This window comes from Oceanobacillus oncorhynchi, assembly GCF_000821065.1.
GTDB classification, from domain to species: Bacteria; Bacillota; Bacilli; order Bacillales; family Amphibacillaceae; genus Oceanobacillus; species Oceanobacillus oncorhynchi.
In genome coordinates this window covers 1,982,234-2,008,110 of the sequence record NZ_CDGG01000001.1, presented here as the reverse complement: position 1 = coordinate 2,008,110, position 25,877 = coordinate 1,982,234, and the positions used below count along the sequence as shown (strand labels likewise).

21 protein-coding genes, 1 pseudogene and 2 riboswitches are annotated in these 25,877 nt (G+C 37.6%); all 22 genes and pseudogenes read right to left on the bottom strand.

Annotated features, from left to right (window positions below; translation table 11 throughout):
- Positions 1-7: 7 nt before the first annotated feature.
- The 22 genes and pseudogenes from BN997_RS09520 to BN997_RS09415 all read right to left on the bottom strand — a co-directional run bounded on the left by BN997_RS09520 (position 8) and on the right by BN997_RS09415 (position 25,869).
- Positions 8-1,006, bottom strand: a complete 999-nt coding sequence (locus BN997_RS09520) for a Gfo/Idh/MocA family oxidoreductase (protein WP_042531713.1) — start codon at positions 1,004-1,006, stop codon at positions 8-10.
- A gap of 60 nt (positions 1,007-1,066) precedes the next feature.
- Positions 1,067-2,269 carry a diphosphate--fructose-6-phosphate 1-phosphotransferase gene (locus tag BN997_RS09515; RefSeq protein ID WP_052484968.1) on the bottom strand — a complete coding sequence of 401 codons (1,203 nt, stop codon included), beginning with the start codon at positions 2,267-2,269 and terminating at the stop codon, positions 1,067-1,069.
- A gap of 128 nt (positions 2,270-2,397) precedes the next feature.
- The gene (locus BN997_RS09510) at positions 2,398-3,189 is read right to left on the bottom strand and encodes a sugar phosphate isomerase/epimerase family protein (RefSeq protein ID WP_042531711.1); all 792 of its coding nucleotides are present in this window, start codon (positions 3,187-3,189) and stop codon (positions 2,398-2,400) included.
- A 249-nt stretch (positions 3,190-3,438) separates the two neighbouring features.
- On the bottom strand, positions 3,439-4,443 hold the full coding sequence (locus BN997_RS09505; protein WP_042531710.1) for a LacI family DNA-binding transcriptional regulator: 1,005 nt from the start codon (positions 4,441-4,443) through the stop codon (positions 3,439-3,441).
- A gap of 260 nt (positions 4,444-4,703) precedes the next feature.
- Positions 4,704-5,717, bottom strand: coding sequence for an ABC transporter substrate-binding protein (locus BN997_RS09500; protein ID WP_042531707.1), 1,014 nt, complete (start codon positions 5,715-5,717; stop codon positions 4,704-4,706).
- A gap of 1 nt (position 5,718) precedes the next feature.
- Positions 5,719-6,459 (bottom strand): ABC transporter permease, encoded by a 741-nt coding sequence (locus BN997_RS09495; protein ID WP_042531705.1) that lies wholly within the window; start codon positions 6,457-6,459, stop codon positions 5,719-5,721.
- A gap of 3 nt (positions 6,460-6,462) precedes the next feature.
- Positions 6,463-7,236 carry an ABC transporter ATP-binding protein gene (locus BN997_RS09490; protein WP_042531703.1) on the bottom strand — a complete coding sequence of 258 codons (774 nt, stop codon included), beginning with the start codon at positions 7,234-7,236 and terminating at the stop codon, positions 6,463-6,465.
- Positions 7,237-7,378: 142 nt separating this feature from the next.
- Positions 7,379-7,488, bottom strand: a riboswitch (TPP riboswitch).
- A 104-nt stretch (positions 7,489-7,592) separates the two neighbouring features.
- Positions 7,593-7,693: riboswitch (TPP riboswitch) on the bottom strand.
- 650 nt (positions 7,694-8,343) lie between these two features.
- The gene (locus tag BN997_RS09485) at positions 8,344-9,711 is read right to left on the bottom strand and encodes an alanine/glycine:cation symporter family protein (RefSeq protein WP_217492006.1); all 1,368 of its coding nucleotides are present in this window, start codon (positions 9,709-9,711) and stop codon (positions 8,344-8,346) included.
- A gap of 227 nt (positions 9,712-9,938) precedes the next feature.
- Entirely contained in the window at positions 9,939-10,871 is a 933-nt protein-coding gene (locus tag BN997_RS09480; protein ID WP_042531699.1) for a TIM barrel protein, read from the bottom strand.
- Positions 10,872-10,908: 37 nt separating this feature from the next.
- The gene (locus BN997_RS09475) at positions 10,909-12,120 is read right to left on the bottom strand and encodes an MFS transporter (protein ID WP_042531697.1); all 1,212 of its coding nucleotides are present in this window, start codon (positions 12,118-12,120) and stop codon (positions 10,909-10,911) included.
- A 359-nt stretch (positions 12,121-12,479) separates the two neighbouring features.
- Positions 12,480-13,421 (bottom strand): annotated as a pseudogene (locus BN997_RS09470) (sugar phosphate isomerase/epimerase family protein).
- A gap of 229 nt (positions 13,422-13,650) precedes the next feature.
- Positions 13,651-14,847, bottom strand: coding sequence for a Gfo/Idh/MocA family protein (locus tag BN997_RS09465; RefSeq protein ID WP_042531695.1), 1,197 nt, complete (start codon positions 14,845-14,847; stop codon positions 13,651-13,653).
- Between the two features lie 38 nt (positions 14,848-14,885).
- Positions 14,886-16,406, bottom strand: coding sequence for a sugar porter family MFS transporter (locus BN997_RS09460; protein ID WP_338112884.1), 1,521 nt, complete (start codon positions 16,404-16,406; stop codon positions 14,886-14,888).
- Positions 16,407-16,513: 107 nt separating this feature from the next.
- Positions 16,514-17,377, bottom strand: a complete 864-nt coding sequence (locus tag BN997_RS09455) for a sugar phosphate isomerase/epimerase family protein (protein ID WP_042535967.1) — start codon at positions 17,375-17,377, stop codon at positions 16,514-16,516.
- Positions 17,378-17,704: 327 nt separating this feature from the next.
- Entirely contained in the window at positions 17,705-18,637 is a 933-nt protein-coding gene (locus BN997_RS09450; protein ID WP_052484967.1) for an AraC family transcriptional regulator, read from the bottom strand.
- Between the two features lie 247 nt (positions 18,638-18,884).
- Positions 18,885-19,751, bottom strand: coding sequence for a sugar phosphate isomerase/epimerase family protein (locus BN997_RS09445; protein ID WP_042531689.1), 867 nt, complete (start codon positions 19,749-19,751; stop codon positions 18,885-18,887).
- 53 nt (positions 19,752-19,804) lie between these two features.
- Positions 19,805-20,836: a bifunctional inositol 2-dehydrogenase/D-chiro-inositol 1-dehydrogenase gene (locus tag BN997_RS09440; protein ID WP_042531687.1), complete on the bottom strand. Its 1,032-nt coding sequence runs from the start codon at positions 20,834-20,836 to the stop codon at positions 19,805-19,807.
- Positions 20,837-21,451: 615 nt separating this feature from the next.
- A complete protein-coding gene (gene tnpC / locus BN997_RS09430) occupies positions 21,452-23,008 on the bottom strand; it encodes an IS66 family transposase (protein WP_052484885.1) in 1,557 nt (518 codons plus the stop codon).
- A 97-nt stretch (positions 23,009-23,105) separates the two neighbouring features.
- Entirely contained in the window at positions 23,106-23,462 is a 357-nt protein-coding gene (tnpB, locus tag BN997_RS09425; protein ID WP_042528993.1) for an IS66 family insertion sequence element accessory protein TnpB, read from the bottom strand.
- Complete coding sequence (locus BN997_RS23175; protein WP_175296996.1) at positions 23,452-23,622, bottom strand: hypothetical protein; 171 nt, start codon at positions 23,620-23,622, stop codon at positions 23,452-23,454. Before BN997_RS23175 ends, tnpB begins: the two co-directional genes overlap by 11 nt.
- Positions 23,623-23,797: 175 nt before the next feature.
- A complete protein-coding gene (locus BN997_RS09420) occupies positions 23,798-24,712 on the bottom strand; it encodes a helix-turn-helix domain-containing protein (RefSeq protein ID WP_042531683.1) in 915 nt (304 codons plus the stop codon).
- 215 nt (positions 24,713-24,927) lie between these two features.
- Positions 24,928-25,869 carry an aldo/keto reductase gene (locus BN997_RS09415; RefSeq protein WP_042531681.1) on the bottom strand — a complete coding sequence of 314 codons (942 nt, stop codon included), beginning with the start codon at positions 25,867-25,869 and terminating at the stop codon, positions 24,928-24,930.
- Positions 25,870-25,877 lie beyond the last annotated feature (8 nt).

Sequence of the window (25,877 nt, the reverse complement as noted above, 5' to 3'; positions counted from 1 at the left end):
TTCCTCCCTATAAGTAAACAATTTCTTGCTTTTTAAATGACTCTGTCGCCGCAATAGATACCTCTAAAGATTTTTTTCCATCTACTTCATCCACGATAGGTTTCACTTGATTTTGAATACACTCAATAAAATGCTTTACTTCTTCTAAGAAAGCGTCTTCAAATTTTGTGATAAAATCAGGAATATTATCATGATAGCTTTTGTTGTCTTGTAATATAATATTGTTATGGTGCTGCAGAGAACCAATTTGAATAGACCCTTCTGTACCAACCACTTCGCCGCGAACATCGTAGCCAAAGCTGGAATTTCTGCTTCCTTCTATTTGTGCAACGGCTTTATTCTGAAAATTTAATACCGAAATAGACTGGTCTACATCCTCATACTTCTTCATAAAAGGATGGACGAGCACTTCTCCAAATGATTGCACGGATTTCACTTCATCTCCAATTAAAAATCTCGCAATATCGTATTCATGAATATTTAAATCTATAAATATACCTCCGCTAGTTTTGATAAAAGATTCCGGCGGAGAGCCTGGATCTCTGCTTATTCCTTTGAAATATAGCGGCTGACCAATATCTCCATTTACAATACGAGATTTCGCAGCCACGTAGGCCGGGTCAAACCTTCTCATAAAGCCAACCTGACAGTATACACCGTTTTCTTTCACTTCTTTGATTACCTCAGATGCCTGCTCCAGCGTTTCTGTCACCGGTTTATCTACAAAAATATGTTTCTTGCTTCTTGCTGCCTGAATAATTAAATCTGCATGTGTATTTGTTGGAGTAACAATAATGACTGCATCAATATTTTCATCTTCAAATATTTCCTTTAAATCATTCGTCCATCGAGAAATCCCTAGCTCTTCAGCAGCTCTCTTAGCACTTTCTATTCTCGAAGCTGCAACAGCAACCACTTCAGCTCCTTTAACACCAGTTTGAATATTTTTTGCATGAACAATACCCAGCCTGCCCACACCGATAACAGCACAGCGTACCTTTTTCATTTCATCACTACCTTTCCTCGAGCCATTTATGTTTAAGCGCTTTATCATACGACAAAAATATTAAATAACTCGTTGATAAATTGGAAGGCCTTCCTTCATAGGAACAACCATCTCTCCTTGAATAATTGGAGAAGCATAGGATTTAAATTCCTTTTTCATTGTATTTTCTTTCTGATTATACCAATTTTCCGGAATAAACTTTTCTTTGCCAACTACTTGCGATAAAGGTATCTTTTGATAGGAAACATCGTAATCCTCGTCACTTTCCTCTCTCTTCAACCCTACCATAACACCGCTGTATGCAGCATGAGCCAATAAAACAGCATGAATTCCCAGTTTGTAAGCTTCATCTACATCTGTTTTAGAAGCAAGTGTCATACTGCTTCTTTGCCACACACTGGCTGTCATATAGCGTGCTTTAATATCAGCCTGTTCTTCAATGGTATCTTTTAAATAAGAAGATACCCCTCCTAATTTCGGCCTCCCTAATGCATCATAAGCCAAATCGTCACATACCAGCTGTCCATTTTCTTTTCGAATTCCTTCTGCTGCAACGAGTATTGTATTTCTTTTTTCCTTGTGAGCATTGGTGAGTTTTTCTAAACATGTTTCCATGTGAAAAGGAACTTCTGGAATATAAATCAACAATTGACTGTTTCCCTGTAAATAATCTTCAGCCAAAGAGCAAGCACCAGCAAGCCAACCCGTATGCCTTCCCATCGTTTCAATAATAGTAACTCCATTACTTTCTGGATAACTAATCATATCCATATTGACATCAAGCACGGATGTAGCCAAAAATTTCGCTGTACTACCATATCCCGGAGTGTGATCCGTCCCAATCAAATCGTTATCAATGGACTTTGGAACTCCAATAACGATTAGTTCATAGCCTGCATGTTTTGCTGCATCATCTACCATTTTTGCAACATTCATAGAACCATTTCCGCCAATGTAGAAAAAATATCTGATTTGATTCTTTTTTAAAACCTGGATAATCTTTTCTAAATCTGCTTCTATCAATTTATGACGCCAGGTTCCAAGAGCTGCCCCGGGAGTCCAACGTAATTGGTAACGTTCACTGGCTGATAAAGAAGATAAAGAAATAAAATCTTCATGTAAAAGACCATAAATTCCCCCGACAGCCCCATAAATTTCTCCATCGAATGAATGATTTGTTAAACCATCTACTATACCGATTAATGAATTATTAATAACAGCTGTCGGACCGCCAGATTGAACAATCATCGTATTAAAAGACACTTATTTCTCCCCTTCTCACATTTTGATTAAGCGCTTTATCTTATAGTATTTATTTTATTCACTTAAACCAAATAAGTCAATGATATTTCTTCATTTTTTATTATTAATATAGAATCAGCGGTTAAAAATTAATGATTTTTTATAGCTTCTTTAAGTATACCTACATCTTTTTTTAGGATTTCTACTGGATCATCATGAAGGGTTGACAATGGCTTTTGATTGTAATAATTCTCTATCATATACCAGCCAGCATAATGATGTTTCTTTAACTCCTTTATAGATGCATAAAAATCGGTGTCTCCTTCTCCTAGTAGAGCACCACTCAGATCTTTGTCTTTTCCATCTTTTACATGAAGCTGATTGCAAAACAAAGGAATTAAATCTTTAATCATTTTGGGAGTTTCATAGCCTTTATTTAAATAGTAGTTCTGTGTGTCAAAATAAAGCTGTAAATTAGGTCTACCCACTCTTTCAAATAATTGTTGTGTTTCAGCTACAGAAAGTGCGTTTTCAGCAGCTATTGTAATTCCTTTTGCTAACCCATAATCGCATATAGTTTTAAATACTTCTACGACCTTTTGGAAATCAGAATCTGTTTTTATCTCACTTTTTTCAAAGGTAGGTATCATCACTACCGGAATATTCATTGCTTTTGCAGTATCAATTCCTTTTTCGACCGCTTCCATTATGATTTTCCTGCTCTTTGATTCTTTTGAATCAGTAATACTATAATCATCTGTAATCCTTACCGCTATCGATGGATAGGAAATATTATACTTCTCCGCAGCTTCAAGATATGCTTCTTGAACACTCTTTTTTGATAAAGGAAAATTCTTTTCGTATGAACCCAATTCCAGCTGGATACCTTCTAATCCCAGCTCAGCAGCTAGTTTACAGCCATAAGGGCCTTCAATTGGCAAGGACCATAGACAAATTCCAATTTTATTTCTATTAATAATTAGCCCTCCTTAAATAAAGCGTTTCCAATTTCAATGTAGATTCTAGTTGCAGCCAAGAAATTCATACAATTGTGATACAAGACATTTGTACAACCTCTCACTATTGATTAAGCGCTTTATCCAAATTTTATATTTCTATTGTATTCATTAGAACACAATAAGTCAATCAAAAAATGAATATAGCTTCTTGCTGCATTCATTTTTTGATGTTCATAATTCACTTGTTGATTCTCTTTCAACTAATGTAGGTGTCAATGTCACACGTACATTATCCTCTCTTTCTCCTTTAAACACAGAGATAATTAAATCCATCACTTCTCGTCCCATTAATTGTATAGGCTGTGAAACAGTGGTTAATGGCGGGTCAACAATTGATGCTATATTCGTATTATCGAACCCAACAACCGACAAATCCTTCGGCACTTTTAAACCTGCTTGTTTCGCCGCTTGAATGGCTCCAATTGCCAATAAATCATTACAAGCAAACATAGCAGTAGCTCTATCTTCACATTGGAGATATCTCTCCGCCACTTTTCTGCCGACATCCATATGATTTTTTTCTATTTCTCCGATAAAATCAATTTCTTGGGCGATTTGCAAATGATGCTTGGACAGAGCATCATTAAAACCGCGTATTCTTTCCCGGTTACTATATATATCCACTGCAACCACACTGATTTTCTTATGGCCTTTCTCAATTAAATGTTCCGCAGCTATATAACCGCCCATATAATCGTCAATTACTACAGCATTAACCGAAAAATTGGGATAATCTCTGGCTACAATAGCTATGGGGATATCTTCTTTCATTAATTCTTCCACTCTTGACAGCTTTTCAAAACCAGATGCAAATATAAAGCCATCTACTCTTTTTTGTTTTAATAAGCCGATATATTTATCCTCTTTATCTTCTTGATAATCTGTACTGCAAATTACAATATTATAGCCAAGCTCATGACTGCGATCTTCAATACTTCTTGCCAGTTCTGAAAAAAAAGGATTAGCTAAATCAGGAATAAGTAGACCAATTGTTTTCGTTTGCTTGCCCATTAATGCAGATGCAATTACATTGGGTTCATAATTCAATTCCTCCATTGCCTCAAAAACCCGTTTTCTTGTTTTTTCACCAATCCTCCCTTTTTTATTGATTACATTTGAAACAGTTGCTATAGATACATTTGCTTCCTTTGCTACATCATATATCGTCACTTTCATCCTACCAGTCCCTCTTCCCATTTCACTAATTCCTTTTCATTTATTTAAGCGCTATTTATAGTCTATTTAATATATTATATCCATTGACTTTATGTTTATAGCCCTATTATACATGGTATAACTGGATTTTAAAACTTTCATAAAAGGGAACTGCACTCAATTTATATAAGTTTTTCGTGACATTCTCGTTTAATAACTCTTTTTTCTTCAATTGAATCATTTACTGTCAATAATGGCTTTCCTCAAAAAATCAATAATTATTATTCAATATTGACAAATATATCATCGATGTTTGGAATTTCTTTAATTACTCCATATTCTTTTAACCATTTTGCTGTTTCTTCCCATGAAGCTTTTTCTTGTGATCCAAAACCTTGTTCTGATTCCATTTTTGGTAATAGAATAGACAAGCTTTCTGCTTCTATTTCTTTTTCCAAGGGAAAGTTTCCTTCATCCTGATGATCAAGCAGGATTTGCAGTGCCTCTTCTTCATTTTCAATCATGAAATCATATCCTTTTCGTGCAGCCCGCCAAAATGCTTCAATATTTTCCTGCTCCTCTTCCCATGTCTCGTCACTGGTAACAGCGACAATTTCATAAAAGCGAGGGACCCCGTAATCTACTGGATTAATAAAATCAATATTATAGCCTTCACTGCGCAGAACTGGCACTTCATGGTTTACATACATACCACTTACAGCATCAACCTGCTCAGAAATAAGGGAAGAACCCAATTCAAATTCCACATTCATCATATCTACTTTTTCATAATCTCCGCCGTCATGTTCAACAACGGTTTTAACAATTGCTTCATTAACAGGAATTCCAGGATAACCTACCTGCTTCCCTTCTAATTCTTTTGGAGAATTTATCGGATCATCAGAACGGTAAACAATATGATTTAATGGCTCTCGAACAATAGCAGCCACGGATTTAACAGGGATATTTTCATTTGCTCTTGCTGCAATCACATCGGGCTGGTAATATAATCCCATCGTCACATTGCCTGAAGCCGCAAGTGACAGCGGGTCAGTCGGATTTGCCGGAAATTGAATATCAACATTGATGCCCTCTTCTTCAAAATACCCTTTCTCTTCTGCTACGTATAGATAACTATGTACAGCATTCGGATACCAATCCAGCATAATAGAAACGGTATTTGTTTCTTTTGTGTTTTTATTATTCTCTGCTATTGATTCTTCCTTTTCATTTCCACAAGCACTTAAACTAATAAAGCTTATTAGAATACCAACTATTATTGATAATTTTTTCATATTAAGATCTTCTCCATTTCAATATATATTTTTCTAATAAAACAACAGTAATAAACAATAAAATTCCAATCAAAGAAAGAAGGACAATTGGAGCAAAAACACCCGCTCCATTAAACTGTGTCATCATCCGACGACTAAAATACCCTAAACCTGCTTGTGCACCCAGCCATTCTCCTATTGCTGCTCCAATCACACTCATCGGCACCGCTACTTTTAGCCCTGAAAAAAAAGATGGCAGTGCAGATGGGACTTCTAATTTGAAAAAAATCTGTCTTTTAGATGCACCTAATGTTTGAAATAATTCTTTCAGCTCTTTGCTTGTTGACCGAAAACCATCGAATGTACTGACGGTAATAGGAAAAAAGGTAATGATAATTGTAACGATAACTTTACTCCAGATGGAATATCCGAACCAAAGTACAAAAATGGGCGCCAATGCAATAATAGGAATAGTTTGTGATGCAATTAAAATCGGATAAATCGCTTGTTGTAATGTTTTAGATAGATTCATGCTTATTGCTAAAGCAACTCCCAGTACCAATGAAATCCCAAGACCAATGATAATAACAGCAAGCGTCATAGGAAGATGATGCAACAAGAGCTCTGTTTTTAATTCCCATAGCTTTATCACGATTTCGGTTGGCGCTGGCAAAATAAATGATGTAGCGACAAACCCCGCTCCCGCTTCCCATATAAGCAAAAAGATTGTGATTAAAATAATAGAATAAAGATAATTTTTCATGCATTACACCCTCATCCGAAACTGATCTAGTAAATCATTTTTTAGCTCCGTCACTTCCTCTTTATCTAAATCGTATTGTCGTCTTGGACGTTCTAAAGGTATTTTAATTTCTTTTAATGTTGTAAATGGGGTATCCGTAATGACGAAAATGCGGTCAGACAAAAATAATGCTTCTGAAATATCATGTGTTATAAACAAAATAGTAGATTGCTGTTGTTCCCACTGTTCTAATAACCATTCCTGCATATATAACCTGGTCATTGCATCTAAGGCTGAAAAAGGTTCGTCCAACAACAACACATTAGAACCGGATAACGTGGCTCTTAAAAAGGAAACCCGTTGCCGCATCCCCCCAGATAATTCATGAGGGTATTTATTCTCGTATCCTTTTAACCCAAAGGCCTCCAGCAAGTTTTGAACAGTTCTTCTATCGAGATGATTTTCCTTTTGCAGTTCCAATGGAAGAGCTGCATTTTGTTGAACAGTCCGCCATGGCATCAATAAATCCTGTTGAGGCATATAACCAACTTTTCCAGAACGATTAGTTACTGGATCCTCGTTTAAATAGATAGTTCCGCTATTCAGTTCCTCCAATCCGACAATTAGACGGAAAATTGTCGACTTGCCGGACCCACTCGCACCGATAATGCTTACAAATTCACCATCCGCAACAGAAAGATTCATATTTTTTAATATAGGAATTTTCCCTGCACCATTTTTGTAATAAAAATTGACGTTTTGAAACCGAAGAGCTATTTTTTTATTTTGTTCTCTCATCCTTCGTTCTCACCTTCTTTCTAACAAAGAGTGTATTATTATGTCTTAAAAGCAATCATCAGCTAATCGAAAATGCATCCCTCCTTCCAAATAAAAAATACCCCAGACATGAAGCCCAGGGTACATACATTTCCTTATGATAGAAATTACTTTGCATGTTCCCTACGCTGGTCTCAACCAGATCAGGTTCTAAGGGTCTATATCTTACGGATAGTATCTCAACCAGCAACACTGGTCCCCCTACATTCTTATTAAATTGGTATCTCTTTTATTGAATTTATGACATAAGCATTAAAAAACCCATTCAACGAATACAGATGAATGGGAAATGAATACATAACTAGATTATTATCTACTTAAGTAAGTCATCACTTCCCTACGTTAGTCTTAACTAAATCAGGTTATAAGAGTCAAGTTTCCTTTCTCAGCGATAAAAATCGCTCCCCTAGTGATTATAGAAATATGAAATTTTTGATTCTATAAATGAACTTGTATGATTGAAAAATACGTTAAGATTCACAATGTTATTTTCATCAGCCACATCTATAGAGAACTGTAGGAAAAATAACTTAAAGTAGAATCTATTAAAACATATAAAATTATAATATGCAAATTATTCTAATTTATCTTTTAAAATCATGAGATTTGTTTGTATATAAAAAAAGATATATCCGCCTATTTTAATATGTTTTCAGGTGAAATTTGGTGAAATAATATAGGATATACAACGGTATAATAAAATAAAAAGAATAACTTTTACTGAGATACTCCTGTTATATGAGGATAGGAGCATCTATTATTTCTAAAGGTATTTTATAATAAATAAAACAGATTAAAAAGAACAGCTCAGCTTGGCTTACATAGCTGTCCTCTTGTAAACGGGACTCTTGTTACTGGAGAAGTGATATTATTTGGAAATCCTGAAGACAACCTTTTAGAACGAATAAATCCTATAGCTGCAATTAAATTCAATTATTGAGAAACCTAAAAAGTGACTTCCATGGATGCAAAGAAGTCACTTTTTATACGAATTGATTTCCCCTCAATTATTTCCTTTATATGTCCGATAGAAAATTACTGTAACTTTATCATTTATTACAGCAATCATTAACCAGCCAGCTTCTGCTTCCTCTCCTCCTCTTTTTCCTTTCTCCGTACTTCTCTAAATTTATTTGTTTCAGATACAATCACGCCGGATAATAAACAGAGCGCAATCAAGTTGGGCACTGCCATTAATCCATTGAATATATCCGCAAGATCCCATACTAACTGCACAGATTGAACCGCACCAAACAGGATAACCAGACAGAAAATGATTTTATAATAGATTGTATTTCGATCTCCAAAAATATAACCGAAGCATTTCTCCCCATAATAGGACCAGCCCAGAATAGTGGAATAAGCAAAGAAAATAAGGCTGAATACAACAATATAATTACCTAATCCAGGCAAGAAAAAGTCAAAAGCTTCTCCTGTAATGACAGGTGCTGCATCTGCTCCAAATTGCAAATGCAGCCCGCTCATCACCACAACAAGTCCGGTAATCGTACAAACCACGATCGTATCCAGAAATGTTCCTGTCATCGATACTAACGCCTGCCGCCCTGGATAATCCGTCTTCGCTGCCGCTGCCGCAATTGGCGCTGAACCAAGACCCGCTTCATTGGAGAACACCCCGCGGGCAATCCCGTATCGAATCGCTAAACCGATAGCTCCCCCGCCGACAGCTTCCGGATTAAATGCAGCCTCAAAAATAACTGCAAACGCCGCAGGAACTTCCGTAATATTTAAAATAACAATAATCAGTCCGCCAGCTATATAAAACAAAGCCAGAAATGGGACAAAGATAGCAGTTACTCTTCCAATGCCTCTCACTCCGCCAAGCAAAACTAATGCAGTGAGCGCCATCAAGATGATTCCCGTAACCCATGGGTTAATATTAAAAGTAGCTTGTAAGGAACCGGCAACAGTATTCGATTGCGTCATATTTCCAATTCCAAAGGATGCTAAAAAGCCAAACAGCGCAAACAAAACAGCTAACCATTTCCAGCCCAATCCCTTTTCAATATAATACATTGGACCGCCTGATATTTCCCCTTTATGATTGACGGTACGGTATTTAACAGCTAAGATAGCTTCACCATATTTTGTGGCCATCCCAAAAAATGCCGCCAGCCACATCCAAAATAGCGCACCAACACCACCAAGGAGCACAGCTGAAGCAACTCCAGTCATATTACCAATTCCCAGTGTCGCCGCCATAGCAATCATCAATGATTGGAAATGAGAAATATCTCCTTTTTCGTTTTTGTCTTTATTTTTACTTTTAGAGAATGTTAATTTAAGCGCATAAGGTAAATCTCTTACTTGTAAAAATCCCAGACGCAATGTTAAAAATATTCCCGTTCCTACAATCAGTACGAGCGTAATCGGCCCCCAGACGATACCATTAACCGTATCCACTATTGCCTGTATGCTTTCCACTTCCACATCTCCCCCTTTTCAATTGTCTGTTTTTTCACAAAAATACAATTACAGTAATTGTATTTATTTTACATGAATATCATCTAAAAATCTATGAGAAAATGAAGAAGTGTAAAGTAATTTGACACGGTGTGATAAATTACTGTAAAAAGCGTATAAAGCTGGGCTGGGTGGCCTTATTCATACGCTTTATTACAATTACATTGGAAAGCTTGAACTTATTTATTAAAACCAAGCTCTTCTAAAAATGCGACACTTTTTTTCACATCGGCTAAACTGCTGCCTGCATTTCGAGGATCACGCTCCTGCTCGATCGTGATAAACCCTTCATATTTTAATTTTACAGCTAATAACTCATATATTTCTTTATAATCAATAACACCTTCACCTATAGGACACATTACATTTTCCGCACAGGCATCAAAAAAACGGATTTTTTTATTCATGACTTGTCGGTAGACATCTATATCAATGTCTTTAAAATGAATATAGTCTACACGATGATATAGCTTTTCCAGCCATTCTATCGGATCCATTTTTGAATAAAGTAAATGTCCTGTATCTAAACAAAGACCGGCTACTTCATACGGAATGTCCTCTGTCAGTTTCAATATTTCATCCGAAAATTCAATGTACCCACCGGCATGTGGATGCACCACTGCACGAACACCGTATTCTTGCGCAGCTTTCTTTGCAATTTGGGTAATATGAGAGATCATATTACCCCATGCCTTATTTGATAATCTCTGCGCCTGATCAGGGTGGCCTGCTGCATAATCTCTTTCATCATGGCCCCAATCAATCACAATCAGATAAGGTGTCTTAAACTTTTGATTGTCTCCCGCTTGTTCTTGCGGCATCTGCGTGATTAAAGAACAAATAGCCTCTACTTGTTGAAGCAGATTAGGCAGATTGGCCTCGGAGACAAGATCATCAAAGATAGTCCCTGCTACAATCGTAAGTTCATTTTTTTCCAGTTCTTCTTTTAAAACACTTGTATCAAGGGGTAAATAACCGTACGGACCTGTCTCAACCCCTGTAAATCCGGCCAGATGCGCTTCTTTTAAAACGTCTTTCCAATCTGGAAGGTAAGGGTTCTTAGGATCATCTACGCCCCAGCAGCATGGCGCACCTGAAATGTTTATTGTCATGATTCCTTCCGCCTCCAATCATATAGCACTAGTGATCTTAAATCGCATGATGTTTCTTTGTATTTTCATTTTTTAGTAAAAGACGAGTAAATATCTTTCCCCTATACCAAATAGCGACAAGCAGCGTCGCTATCATCCCTAATCCGCCAGCAAAATAGAATCCAGATGCGATACCAAACTGGGAATTAACCATTCCTGATAAAAATGGACCAACAAATATACCTATTGCGTAGATAGATTGATACGCCCCCATGGCTGTTGCTCTTTTGGCAGGTTTAATCGATTGGATAGACATCCCCAGCAGCAGTGGAAAAATCATTCCTAAGGAAAAGCCCTGCAATCCCTGGATAACCAGAAAGATACTCTTCAGCTGTGCGAACGGAATAAGCAAGGTAGCTATCGTCACCAGCAAAAAGGCAGCCACCAAGGACTTCCCCTCTCCTAAGCGAGGAATAATCACGTTCCCCATAAAAAGCGTTGCAATCGCATGCGGTACCATAAAAGCAGCTACAATCCAGGTAATCTCACTCGCTTCAAAACCTGTCTGTAACGCAAAAGTTGATGTAAAGCCAAACATAGTCGAGAAAATAATACTATGAGCCAATATGGATAACAGAGACACTTTTAATAGCGACGGTTCGCGGATAATATGTATTAATCCCTTTAGCTTAATGGGCTCGGAGACTTTCTTATTTTTTGGTTCATAAATAAAGAAAGCCAGCCCCCATCCAATCACACTGAACACACTGCCAATCCAAAATGGTGCCTTCCATCCCCATTCCTCAACAATATAGCCGCTAAAGCTCATTCCAAGAAATTGAGCCAGCACGACAATAAAAGAAATACTTCCCATTGCTACATGAACCTTATTCTCTGAAAAATAAATAGGATATAAAACGGTAAAAGCAACCCATGATGCAGCTGCAAGTCCGGCCAGCGCACGTGCAAACAATAACCATCCAGCCCCATCCATCGTTAGAAATATAAAACAGCTGAGCATGCTGATGAACATACCAAACAGGATAAATGGTTTTCGCAGTTTTATCATGTCGGATGTTATCCCAATTGGCAGTCTGAATAATAATTGGGCCAATCCGTAACTTCCCAGAATAATTCCGATAAAGGAATATGGAATTTCTGTATGCTCCATATACGGAGATAAGGTTGGAACATACATAAATTGCGGAAACCATAATAAAAACGATACCAGCATAAATAAATTTTTGTTCCTGTTCATTGCTTTTGTCATGGATAGCCTACTTTCCATATGGATTTTAATAGTTTGCAGACCACTAATAAATTTGGTGATTTTTTAAAAATATATCTTTTCCTTTTTTATAATTCATAAATACTTACTTTAGTTATTTTAAAGGCTCATTTTTTGCTAATCGGTGTGGTTACCTTATATCATATCAATGGCCTTTTTTTCCAACCCCCATTCCACTTCATCACAGGAATGCTTTTCTAACGTGTAAAAAGCTGTCTTATCCATCCAGTTTTTCAACTCGATTTCTAAGAATCAGCTCTTTTGATTGTAATCAGATACCTATACTATTTTGCAGGTCTTGAATGGCATGTTTATCCAACTTTAGTAAACGTACATAATTTTTATTTTATTAATGTTGCTTCCAAAGAATCAATTGACGTACGCAGACCAGCATCCACACTCATCGTTAAATCTTCCATTTCCAATGAAACATACCCTTCATAGCCTACCATACTTAGATTAGAGAAAAATTCCTTCCACCATTGCTGATCATGACCACAGCCCACGGCTACATAATTCCAGGTTCTGTCCTTTGTTGCTGTTACCGGAAGCGATTCTAATAGACCATTTACATCAGCTAATCTGCTCTCAATCCGGGCATCCTTTCCATGAACATGATAAATAGCTCCTTCTAGCGGACGAATAGCTGCAATTGGATCAGCACCCATGATAAATAAGTGGGAAGGATCCAAGTTAATCCCAATGATATCTCCAACCGCTTCCCTTAATTTTAACAAAGTGGAAGCACTATAAACTAATTGGCTGGGGAATGCTTCTAATGCAATCTTCTCTATTCCATGCTTTTGAGCATAGTCGGCAAATTCCTTCCACCAGGGAATAGCAACTTCATTCCATTGATATTCTAATACAGAAGGCATGTATTCAGGCCACGAAACAGTAGAAGTAATCCAATTGGGGAATTTATCTTCCGGACCGCCACCAGGCAACCCGCTCATCATTACAATTTTTTTCACACCAAGCTTTTCAGCTAACTCAACCGTCTGATATGCTGTTTTCGTATGCTTTTCTCCTAATTCTCCAGGGCAAAGAGGATTACCAGAGCAATTCAATGCTGCAATTTCAATATTGCGTTGCTTTAATTCCCGTTTAAATTCCTCTAATTTCTTTTCATCTTCCAATAATTCATTTGTAGGAACATGCGGACAAGGAGACTAGCCGCCTGCAGTCATTTCTACTGCTTCTATTCCATACTCCTTCACCTTGTCCAACATATCCGTAAAAGATAAATCGCCCAACACATCCGTACATAACGCTAATTTCATCATTATCTATTATCCCCTTTCAAATGGAAACGGGAAGCAGGTAACCAGCCACCTGCTTCCCGTTTCATCAGCATCCATTCCTGTATCACTATGCATTATCTAATATTTTTTTAAGTTAAAATAGCCTAAACAGCTTGTCGCATAAGGTAAATGCGATACTTCATCTTTCTAACTCAAATGAAAATCTATTACTCGTATGCGCTTCTTCATTTTTCATGACTATTATTAATTATGCATGTACACTTTCTTCTGTTTCATATTCAACCCAAACAGACCCATTATCAGCGGAACGCACACAATTTTCAATCCACTGAACACCAGCAATACCAGCATCAATATCAGGGTAAATAAGTTTATCTAATGTTGCTTCATCGCCACGGTTTTTTGCGTCAATAGCTACGGCAATTCTTAGATAAATATTTGCCCAGGCATCGGATAATCCTTCTTGATGCAGGGTGCCTAAACGTTCATATTCGCTCGTTAACTCATCTAGATATTCTGTTCCCCTCACCAATGTTTGGATTGGTTCCCCTTGTACCTCATAACGCAATTCATTGGGTTTACTATCCCACCACTCTAAACTCGCTTTCGAACCAACAATGCGGATGCGCTGGCCATCCATACATCCTGCATCCACAGCAGATGTCCACATTCTTCCAACTGCACCATTCTCATAATGCATTAATACATAAGCGTTATCTTCTAATGGGTAGCGGCTTCCTACAAAGCTTTGGCGGTCACATAATAGCTTTTTGATTTTCATTTCCGGCATAATCAACTGTGACATGTAGTACGTATGCGTGGAAAGATCCCCGAGAACAAAGCTTGGCCCGGCAATTTTTGGATCAACACGCCATTTTTGCGCTGCATTTTTCTTATCTCCATCAACGGTCGCAGCATAACCATGTGTATACTGTAAATCTACTAAATGAATGTCTCCAATTTTCCCCTGTTCAATCATGGCACGCATTTGCAGGAGCATGACATTTCCTGAAAAACCATAAGTTACTCCAACAATTAAACCTTTTTCTTCCGCCAATTGTTTGATTTCCACTGCTTCTTTTGTAGTAAAAACTAACGGCTTTTCACAAATTACATGAAGACCGGCATTCAAAGCTGCCATGGTAATTTCATAATGCGTGCCATTTGGTGTTGCAATAGAGACAACTTCTATCCCATCATCCAGATTAGATTCTTCAGCAAACATTGTCTGGTAGTCCGGATAGCAGCGATCACTATCCACTCCCAGATTCACTCCAAAATCTTTTCCTCGTTCTGCGTTAATATCAAAAGCTCCAGCAACTAAATCATATGTCTTATCTCTTAATGCGCCTGTACGATGTTTGTACCCTACTTGTCCTGTTCTTCCGCCGCCAACCATTCCCCAGCGTAATGGTCTAGTAATCCTATTTTCTCCATTGATCATTTTTACACTCTCCTATACTTTTTATAAATTTTTAATATTTAATTTATTTTATTTTTTAAGTCATCACTTTTCTTACCAGTCCATATTTCTTCGATTTCTTCTAACGATTTATTCTTCGTCTCAGGAACAAATTTCCACATGAAGAAGAAAGCAAACGTACTTATCAGCCCATAAATTAGAAATGCTCCAGGACCAAACATATCATTTAACGGCGGGAATGTAGTAGAAGCTATCCAGTTAGCAGTCCATAATAACATTACTGCAATCGCAACAGCCTGTCCTCTGATTTTATTAGGAAAAATCTCTGAAACCATTACCCAGGCAACAGGTCCCCAAGTCATCTGGAATATAGCAACAAACCCTAGAATAAATATTAATGTACTGACTCCTTCGATTCCTACAAAGAAAAGGATAGCTACTGCACTTAAGCAAATGGCACATCCCGCAGCACCAAACATCAACAAAAATTTTCTTCCTTGTCTTTCAATAAGCCAGATAGCAATAAATGAAACGACAATACCTATAGCTCCAACAAGTATTGTTTGCAGCATTGCTGTTGATTGACCCGCACCAAGGCTTTCAAAAATACGCGGCGCATAATACAGAATGATATTTATACCTATAAACTGACACAACATCGCAATTGTCATCCCAACAATTAAAACGCGTTTACCGTAATATAATAGTCCAACCTTTTCCGTTTTCGTTTCTAACGATGTTTTTATATCTTGAAGTGTTTCCCTTGCAGTTTGCTTAGAACCATTTAATTTCTCCAATATATTATAAGCTTTATCATAGTCATGATTTAAAGCCAGATACCTAGGTGTTTCTGGAATAAATAATAGTAGAATAAAGAAAAGCGCTGCTGGAATTAGTTCCGAAGCAAACATAAGCCGCCAGCCTGTATCATTTATCCATGCCGCGGTTTGACCATTAGCAATTCCCCAGTTGACAATATATACAACGGTTTGGCCAAATACAACAGCCATATTATAGATAATTACCATCTTCCCTCTAATATTCGCAGGGCTCATTTCACTAATATAAACTGGGGCTATCGCTGAAGCTAATCCAACCCCGACGCCGCCAATTATTCTATAAAAATTAAAAGTAGCCAATAATGCATGACTCGGCTCACCCATTGTGAAGAAGATTAATTCCGGATAAGCTGAACCCAATGCTGATAGAAAGAATAATATAGCTGCAATAACCAGTGTATTACGCCGTCCTATTTTATTGGATAATAACCCAGAAAGTAATGCACCTAAAATACATCCTATCAATGCACTGGATACTGTAAATCCATGAACTAACGACCCCAACCCCAGGCTATCAATCAGATACAATTGTATAGATTGCTCTGCCCCAGCAATAACAGCCGTATCATAACCGAAAAGAAGTCCCCCTAAAGAAGCTACCATTGCAACAAATACAATATATGAACGATTATTATTTAACATAACTATCCGATTCTCCCTCCTTTTGTATCGTGTCAGACTAATTCTAGCTGTTTTAATGTACCGTCTTTCATACTTAACAATTACTTCGAAACTAACCAAGTTCCTTCGTTTCTATTGTTTTGCGTAAGAAAATATTCGCGTTTCTGACAGATTCTGAAATTACATTTTTAACGATGCATAATTTTCTGCCCAGCAGTTTTAAATAGTTAAAGGTTTAGGCCTTCTTTAATAGATTTCAACGTTAATTCATTGGACCACTCCGGTCGATCTGGATAAGCAAATACTGCATTTGTCACGATACCAGCAAACTTCATTTCTCTTAATTTCTTATATAATGCATCAAAATTGATTTCACCCTCGCCAGGATTTAAGTGCTGATGAATCGTTACATTCGCACCGGGAGGATTGATAATATAACGCAGTCCAAACGCGGCTTTATGATTCAGCGTGTCTGCAATGAGTACATGGTCAAGCAAGTCGCCAGTTTCCTCCAGATGCTGTTCTACATCTCCAATCCCATCATCATAGAAGAAAGCATGCGGGACAGAATAGACCAGCTTGATCCAATCTTTATCTAATGCACGAATCATCCGGACTGCTTCCGTATTCAGTTCAATAAAATCATGTGGATGCGATTGGATATTTAACCTGATTCCTTCTTTTTCAAAAAGAGGTGTCAGCTCTTCCATTGATTTCACGAATGCAGCTTCGCTGTCTGTTGGACGTGTTTTATCTCCAGCAAATTCCGTATTCATCAAATCAACACCCAGATCAGAGGTAATTTCGATACAGCGCTTCCAATTTCTAACCGCTGCTTCCCCTACTTCTTCTACGGGAGAAGACCATTGTTGAACAGGAAGTACCGATGAAATTTTCACTCGAGCATCAGAGCAATATCTCTTTAAATCTTTAATCATCTGCTTATCCACTTTTGGATATTGGTTAAACCAGATAAAATCTTGTCTCGGAGAAAGTTCCACATACTCATAACCTAATCGGGCAACATTCTCAATTGTATCTCTCAGGTTGGTATTATCACGGTAATGTGACGGATCGTATGCTAAACGTATGATATTCATCTTCTTTTTATTTTTTCACCCCAATTAAAGCGCTATCATTTTAAATCTAATTCCAACTTAAACCTTTCTTTCCTCTTTTTTTAAATGGGTGATTGCTAACTCACCTGCTGATATGCATTATTTACTGATTTGAATCAATTTAATACCATAAAGTAATCAATATATAACCAGAAGGTAATTGATAGTTGTAATTATAAGATAATGATTGATGAATGTCTTTGTCTTATCCAGACGACTTTTTATTATTTTTGGATTTTAAAGACAGGAAACACCCTCTTACTTCTTTCTATACGAAATCCAAGATCAAGAGGTAATTTATTAATCATCTGTATATATAATTTTTTCGGAGTTCATATAAAGTGCCCGAAAACGTCTGGGAGGCTGTCGCATTATATCAGTAAAAACCCTTGTAAAATAATGTACATCGAGGTAACCTGTTTCTCTGGCAATATCTTTAATAGTTAAATCCGTTGTTTTCAGCAATGTTGCTGCTTGGTTAATTCGCTCTTTTTGAACAAATTTCGAAAAATTAATTCCTAGCTCAGATACAAATAACCGTGATAAATGCCGGCCAGATATGTGTAGATGATTCGCAACATGTGAAAGCTTTAAGTCATTCGCTAAGTTATCTTTAATAAATAATTTAGCTTGAGCTAACAAAGATGAAGTATTTTCAGATATATTTGCTTGAATATTGGCTTGCGGATTGGGAATAAACATTTCTAACAAAGAGTGTATAAGTGAGGCTGCTAAATTAGGTAATATATATTCAAAAAAATTATTTTTGGTTTTAATCGATTCGATAAGTAAAGCTTTCCAGAGTAAGTTAGCTGTTGTATCTTCTTTCACCTCAATAACAGGCTGCTGGCATTGCTTCACCTTCTCCATCATATTTATCCATTCATTACTAGATTCCGATTCGATTAATTCAAATGCAACATATACGAGCGCCAATCCCTTTTCGCTTCGTATTTGATGTAAGATTTCTGGTTTTGAAATAAATAGGATATCCTTTTGCAGTGTATATACACAATCTTTTTCCATATAAGTTCCTTTTCCATCAATTACATAACATATCTCAAAAAAGGAATGTTTATGCAGAGAATTATCATAATGTTTTGGTACAACACCCCAATAATGAACATGAAACGTTGCTCCGTCTTGCACCAAATGATGAGCGCTTTGATTTAACACCTTTCTCCCCAAAACAAATCTGTGTAAATTCAAATAAGACTCCCCCTCTTGATTCATTTCAAATACTCTTGTTGTTATAAAGTGAAACATCATTCATTGGGAGTTTGCACGATTCTCTCACAATTCAGATCCATAACATCATCTTTTTCCTCTAATCGGTACATAGTTCACGGATTAGACTATAGCGCTGCGATTACTCGTCTCATTTAACGAGGGTAATATCAAGCATACAAACTGTTATGTATACCTGATATTACGGAGTAAACATCTATATCTCTAACCTTCTATTTTTACATGCTATTTATTAATCCAAATGTAAACCCCCTTTAATAGATTTCAACGTTAATTCATTGGACCACTCCGGTCGATCCGGATAAGCAAATACTGCATTTGTCACGATACCATCAAACTTCATTTCTCTTAATTTCTTATATAATGCATCAAAATTGATTTCACCCTCGCCAGGATTTAAGTGCTGATGAATCGTTACATTTGCACCGGGAGGATTGATAATATAACGCAGTCCAAACGCGGCTTTATGATTCAGCGTGTCTGCAATGAGTACATGGTCAAGCAAGTCGCCTGCCTCCTCTAGATGCTGTTCTACATCTCCAATCCCATCATCATAGAAGAAAGCATGCGGGACAGAATAGACCAGCTTGACCCAATCTTTATCTAATGCACGAATCATCCGGACTGCTTCCGTATTCAGTTCAATAAAATCATGTGGATGCGATTGGATATTTAACCTGATTCCTTCTTTTTCAAAAAGAGGCATCAATTCATCCATTGATTTCACGAACGCTGCTTCACTGTCTGTCGGACGTGTTTTATCTCCAGCAAATTCTGTATTCATCAAATCGACACCTAATTCAGAGGTAATTTCGATACAACGCTTCCAATTTCTAACTGCTGCTTCTCTTACTTCTTCTACGGGAGAAGACCATTGTTGAACAGGAAGTACCGATGAAATTTTCACGCCGGCATCGGAGCAATATCTCTTTAAATCTTTGATTAACTGCTTATCGACTTTCGGATATTGATTGAACCAGATAAAATCCTCCCGCGGGGAAAGCTCCACATACTCATAACCTAACCGGGCAACATTCTCAATCGTATCCCTTAAGTTCGTATTATCACGATAATGTGATGGATCATAAGCTAAACGCATTCTATTCATCTCCTTTAAAAAGTTTGTCTGATACTATTTTTGTTTCATCACCTTTAAACAGTATATTCTGCTTTAGCGTCTTGATAAAAAGCTGGCTGTTCAGGCATTTCTATTGGAACGATTTTTCCTGTTTGTTTCGCTTCAATACTTGCATCTGTTGTCACCGCAACCACATAGCCATCCCATGCTGACGGACCATGCACCTCACCGTTGACCGTAGAATTGATCCACTCTTGTAATTCAACATCATATGCTTCGATAAAGCGTTCTTTCCAGTTTACTAGAATATCAGTGGAAAGCTTGGCTTGACTGCGCATTTGAAGGCTTGGCGGTTCCGGTAAATTAGCTATGCCTGTCTCCCCGACAACCTGACATTGAATATCATATCCATATTGACAGTTAACAAAAATCTCCGTATCGATACGAATCCCTTTTTTCGTTTCTAATAATATAATAATCGGGTCTTGCAGTCCTTCTTCAGCAAGGTTTGTTCTTCTTGGCTGGATAACCTGTGTAGAAACATAATCATCCTGAATCAGCCATCTCAGCACATCAATTTCATGCACAAACGAATCCGTAATTGCCATATCGCCGCTAAAATTTGTAACAGAAGGTGCTCTGTGTGCACAATGCAGCATCAACGGCTCACCAACCTTGTTATTATCGACAGCCTGTTTCAATGTACGATATCCTTTATCATACCGTCTCATAAAACCTACCTGCACCAGCTGTTTCCCATATTCCATTTCAGCTTCTACGATTCGCTTACACCCCTCCGCTGTTGTCGCAAGCGGCTTTTCACAAAATACAGGCTTTCCAGCTGCAATCGAAGCTAACACAAACTCTTCGTGAGTTGGCCCCCAAGATGTGACAATGGTTGCATCTACTTCATCCGCTTGAATCAAATCATGACCATTATCGTACACTTTCGCCTGCAGACTTTCGCGTTCCACAACCGCATGTGCCTGTTCACTATTTACATCGGTTACAGCGACAATCTCTCCTCCTGTCAGAGAGTGTGTAATTCTATGAATATGATCCTGCCCAATTGCTCCTGTTCCGATAACACCTATTCTTAAAACCATAAAAGTTACCTGCCCTTCCTTTATTGGATTAACATACCGATTACTTTTTAGAAGCATCACTTATTCAACATATTGAATGCGTTTTCTTTTTATAGAAGAATGAAGCTCGCTCTACTCACAAACAAATGGATACCCTTCTGTTTTTAAAGACTTATAGAAACAGAAATAATCATAGCTTTCCAATGATAAGTGATGCATTCCTTTTGTACAGCGTATATTACATTTTTTGAAATCGATTACTATTTCAAAAATAATTAATAAATAATCAAAATATACCCATGAAGTAATCATATCTATTGGTATATTATAGAGAAAGATATTTAAATTGTATTTGCATAATTCAGCCATTTTTTTGCATTTTCAGGACATGGCTGGGGAGGGCAGTTCAGACTTAGTAAAGAAATATTTGGCATTGGTAGGATGTATTTCGCCGGTAAAAAGAAAATCGTTAATTATTTCTTCCATATACAAAAGAAATATAGGACAGCTTTTTTTAAATCAAAATATATTTGAAGCATTCATTTCATTAAAAAACGTAAGCGGGAAATAATATGACGCCATGACAAATAGCCCTAAAAGGAGTAAACTTTTTGTAAAGAAGCTCCATTAGGGCTATTATGCTTGTTTTATATGTTTTGAAAGTGGCTTCACCTTGGCTTGGATATAAGGACTCCATGGAAAATAGTTTTCCCATTGTTCCGAGTCTTGAAAAATATTAAGCTGGGGAAGTTCCGTAAATAAAACGGTTAAGTATTCAAACGGATCAATTCCATTTTCTTTAGCTGTTTGGATAACACTGTATCCAATGGTATTCGCATGAGCTCCAGCTACGCTGGTTGAAAAATACCAGTTTTTACGTCCGACGGTGACAGGCCGAATGGAACGTTCTGCGAGATTATTACTAATGAAAAGGCGTCCGTCTGTTAAAAAGCGTTGAAGGGAATCCCTTAACTTTTGTGTATAATCCACAGCTTTTTGTAAAGGACCTTTCATTGTAACGAGAGCGTCCAGCCATCCCCAAAACTCCTTCAGTAACGGCTTGCTTTCCAGCTGGCGTTGCTGCAGGCGTTCCTCTGGAGATAAATCTTTCCATTGCCTTTCCAGCTTGAAAAGCTGGTCACAGTAATGGACGCCGACAGCGCCTTGTCCATTTGAATCATTGGTCTCTAAAAACTTTCTCCGAACATGCGCCCAGCACGTTTGAAGCTGCACATCTTCTAATTTTTGATAGACGGAATATCCATCACAATGAAGAAGTCCTTGAAATCCTTTGAGAAAGGTTTCTGCTACTTCAAACCGGCGCGTCTCGGAAGAATGGTAGAGAATAATGGGATGTTCGGCGGCTTCCGCTGTTCGAAATAACCATATCCTCGCATCGGCTGTAGCTGACTTTTCGTCTGCCCGGCGTAAAATTTGATAGGTCGTTTCATCAGCGGAGAGCACAGGTTCTAGAAGTAATTTTTCTCTCATTTGTTGGTACAATGGCTCCAGCCATTCTTCGGAACTTCGAATCGCCCAGTTTGCCAACGTTCGCCGGGAAACCTTCAATCCATATCTTGCCCATTCTTTTTCCTGACGATGATAAGGAATACTCATCTCCAGCTTTTGATAGAGATTACAGGCTAACACGCTCGGTCCAGCTAAACTTTTAGCTAAGGCTGGTTCCGGTGCTTTTTGTCGGAGAATGTGATTTTGACCGGTTTTCTTACAGGCTAAGCATTCATAAGCATGTTCATAATGTACATGTTTTACTAAATGAGCTGGGATAAACTCTAACTCCGTTCGAGCTTCTCGCTTCCCAAGATGTTTTAATGGGCTGGCACAGCACGAACAGACCTGGCTATCGGACGGAAGAGTGTGTTCTTCCACCACGATAGGCAAGTCTCTTGTGATATCGGCCCGCTGCCCTTGATATTTTTTTCGCTGATAAGAGATGGTCTCTATTTCAACGGCTTTGTCTGCAGGTTGCTCTGCCTCGCTAAAAGGGGAATTATTGTCTTCTTCGAAGAAGGAGAGTTGACCTTGAGGATTCTTTTCGGATGATGTTCCAAATAGTCGACGATTCATATTGGTCAGCTGGTTAATCAGCTGTTCAATTTGTTTTGCTTGTTTTTCATTTTGAATTGTCAAATGTTCGATTTGTTTCATCAGCTTCTTTTCCAATTCTGTCAACGTATTCACCCCCTGTGTCCAAATAATTTCTTTTATCGTACCACACTTTATCAAAAAGGGAAGAAAAAATTTTTAAAAAAATTTCTCTCCCCCATGATTAAGTGAGGACACCTAATTTGGCAGGTTGAATTTTTTGTTTTTGATAGATGGAAAAACCGTCAAACAGCCACTCGATTTGTTTTGGTGTCAGTTTTTCAACGTCGGTTTGCGAACGCGGCCAAGTTAACTTTCCCTGATCGTATCGCTTATAAAGTAAATAAAAACCTTCTCCATCAAACCAGAGAGCTTTAAATCGATCCGTCCTTCTCCCGCAGAATAGGAAAACAGATTCATCTAAAATATCTAATTGAAATTGACTGGTGATTACGGAAGCCAGACCATCAATGCCTTTGCGAAGATCTGTATAGCCACAGACTAAATAACAATTTTTCATCTGGGAGAAGTCAACCAGCATGGTGGCACACCTCCTTTATCAAGGCAACTGCCAAAGATTCCTGACAACCTTCAAAAATTGTTAGCTGTAGAGAATGACAAGAAACTTCCGCTACTGGATTTACAGGCGTAGAGGAAGTTGATGCTGGGATCGTTACGGGAACAATCGGGTTTTCCTTCATGAAAACACTACCTCCTATTACTTGTTAAATCCAAGTATAGAGGTAGTTCCGTTATAATAGAATGCGGTCTATTATTTCCCGCTTACTAAAAAACTCTTTCCCAGCTTTTATATTAGGAAAGAGTTTTTTAATACATGTATATATTGTTTTAGGGAAGATTTTGTATTTACCTTATTTAGCTTTCCTTAAATTCAGATTCCACCGTCCCTTGATATATCTTTCTATATTTCGCTGGAGGAGTTCGTATAATCTGCGTAAATACTTTTGTAAAATAATGCAGGCTGGAAAATCCACAAGCCGTAGCGATATCTTTAATCGACATCTTGGTTCCTCGTAAATATTCCGTAGCTAAACTCAGACGCTCTTCCTGTAAAATCTCTGTAAATGTCTTGCCCGTCTCCTCTCTGATCAACCGGGACAAATGGCGCTTCGAAACATAGAAGTCATCTGCGACCTCTGATATTTTAAGATTTTTTTGCAGATTGTCCTTTATATAAAGATTAACTCGATAAACTAAAATTTTTCTTTCATCAAAATCATCGTCATTATCTTTTAAACTGGATTCCTGTTCAGGTAACGGGTAAAAGGAGTCTAATATAGCAGGCAGTAAATTAGAAGCAAGCTGTTTAAGCATATCTTCTTTCCATCGATGTTCTACATCTATCGCAGATTGATAGAGTGCTTTCCATAAATAAGCATGTATCGCTTCCTCTTGCGAATGGATGACAGGCTGCACCTCTTGCTGCAAATCTTGTATATAATGTCTCCATTCCTTAGCTGATTCACTTTCTTTTAATTCAAATGCAAAATATAAATAATACATTCCTTGTACACTGGATATTTTATGTTCCTGATTAGGCCGCGTCAAAATAAGAGAGTGCGGAGCCAGCAGGTAACTAACATCCCTTTCCTGGTATTCTCCAGTTCCGCCAAGTACATAAGACACCTCAAAAAAACTGTGTACATGCGCTTTTGTGCCAAAATGACGCTGCCATCCTCCCCAATAATAAACTCGAAACTCAGCTCCATATATCGAAATAGAAGTAACATATTTATTTAAATCTTTTTTTCCTTCAAATAGATTTTTCATCCTTTTATACAACCTTTCCCATGAAGTTAAAAAGCTCTAACGCATTTTCTAAAAAGACAAGAAGCTTTTTAACAGCACCCGGAATCAATCGGTGTCAAGCATATATAGAAGTATTCCAATTTATATTGATAACAAGCTTTTTATCCCTTTGTGTAAGAATAAACAGAGGCTGTCACCTAAATAATAAGTAACAGCCATTCATTTCATGCAGCAGCTTACAAAGCAAAAATATCGCTGATTGCTTTATACTCTTCATCTGAAATAGCAACATCTAATGTTTGCAGGTTATTTTGCACTTGCGAGCCGTTCTTTGCTCCAGGAATAACAACATCAATGGCATCATTAGCCAAATACCAAGCTAATACTAAATGAGGAATTTCCACCTGTTTAGCTGCAGCAATCTCTCGCAGCTTCTCCACCCTGGCAAGATTCTTCCGGAAGGACTCTCCCTGAAAATGGTCAAAACCATTGCGTAAATCCCCTTCTGGGAACGTCGTATTTTCATCGTATTTGCCAGCGAGCAACCCAGAAGCAAGCGGAAAGAATGGAATAAAGGAGATGTCATTTTCTTTCGTATAATCAAAGAATGTTTGCTCCGCATCTCTTTGGATCAAATTATATAAATCTTGGACGACATCCACATATCCGTCTTTGTTTGCCTCTTTTAACTGATCCAATGAAAAATTGGAAACACCGATAGAACGAATTTTTCCTGCATCCTTCAATTCTTTCAATGCACCAACCGCCTCATCTTTAGGCGTATTTTCATCGGGATTATGAATATAAAATAAATCAATATAATCTGTTTGTATACGCTTTAACGCATCATCTACAGCTTGCTTTAAAAATGCCGGAGAATTATCAAACTGCACCTCGCCATCTACAAACTTATGAGCAGCCTTTGTGGCGATGACTACTTCCTGACGTTTGCCCATGTCTTTCACGACTTTTCCTACTAACTCTTCCGAATAACCCGGTCCATAAATAAAAGCAGTATCTAAAAAATCTACGCCGTGATTGATGGCATCCCGAACCATATCCATTCCTTGTTCATCCTTGAGATTCGGGTATAGGTTATGACCTCCAACTGCATTGGTTCCTAATCCTATCGGGTTAACAACTAAATCTGTTTTTGCAATCTGCACTTTTTGTACCATGTGTCCTC

Bases quoted from the DNA above. Each gene is read 5' to 3' on its own strand.
- BN997_RS09520 (WP_042531713.1), bottom strand. From the start codon at position 1,006: ATGAAAAAGGTACGCTGTGCTGTTATCGGTGTGGGCAGGCTGGGTATT.
- BN997_RS09440 (WP_042531687.1), bottom strand. From the start codon at position 20,836: ATGGTTTTAAGAATAGGTGTTATCGGAACAGGAGCAATTGGGCAGGAT.
- BN997_RS09480 (WP_042531699.1), bottom strand. From the start codon at position 10,871: ATGACAATAAACATTTCAGGTGCGCCATGCTGCTGGGGCGTAGATGAT.
- tnpB (WP_042528993.1), bottom strand. From the start codon at position 23,462: ATGCTGGTTGACTTCTCCCAGATGAAAAATTGTTATTTAGTCTGTGGC.
- BN997_RS09500 (WP_042531707.1), bottom strand. From the start codon at position 5,717: ATGAAAAAATTATCAATAATAGTTGGTATTCTAATAAGCTTTATTAGT.
- BN997_RS09490 (WP_042531703.1), bottom strand. From the start codon at position 7,236: ATGAGAGAACAAAATAAAAAAATAGCTCTTCGGTTTCAAAACGTCAAT.
- BN997_RS09495 (WP_042531705.1), bottom strand. From the start codon at position 6,459: ATGAAAAATTATCTTTATTCTATTATTTTAATCACAATCTTTTTGCTT.
- BN997_RS09465 (WP_042531695.1), bottom strand. From the start codon at position 14,847: ATGATCAATGGAGAAAATAGGATTACTAGACCATTACGCTGGGGAATG.
- BN997_RS09445 (WP_042531689.1), bottom strand. From the start codon at position 19,751: ATGCGTTTAGCTTATGATCCATCACATTATCGTGATAATACGAACTTA.
- BN997_RS09450 (WP_052484967.1), bottom strand. From the start codon at position 18,637: ATGAATCAAGAGGGGGAGTCTTATTTGAATTTACACAGATTTGTTTTG.
- BN997_RS09415 (WP_042531681.1), bottom strand. From the start codon at position 25,869: ATGGTACAAAAAGTGCAGATTGCAAAAACAGATTTAGTTGTTAACCCG.
- BN997_RS09475 (WP_042531697.1), bottom strand. From the start codon at position 12,120: ATGACAAAAGCAATGAACAGGAACAAAAATTTATTTATGCTGGTATCG.
- BN997_RS23175 (WP_175296996.1), bottom strand. From the start codon at position 23,622: ATGAAGGAAAACCCGATTGTTCCCGTAACGATCCCAGCATCAACTTCC.
- BN997_RS09420 (WP_042531683.1), bottom strand. From the start codon at position 24,712: ATGAAAAATCTATTTGAAGGAAAAAAAGATTTAAATAAATATGTTACT.
- BN997_RS09505 (WP_042531710.1), bottom strand. From the start codon at position 4,443: ATGAAAGTGACGATATATGATGTAGCAAAGGAAGCAAATGTATCTATA.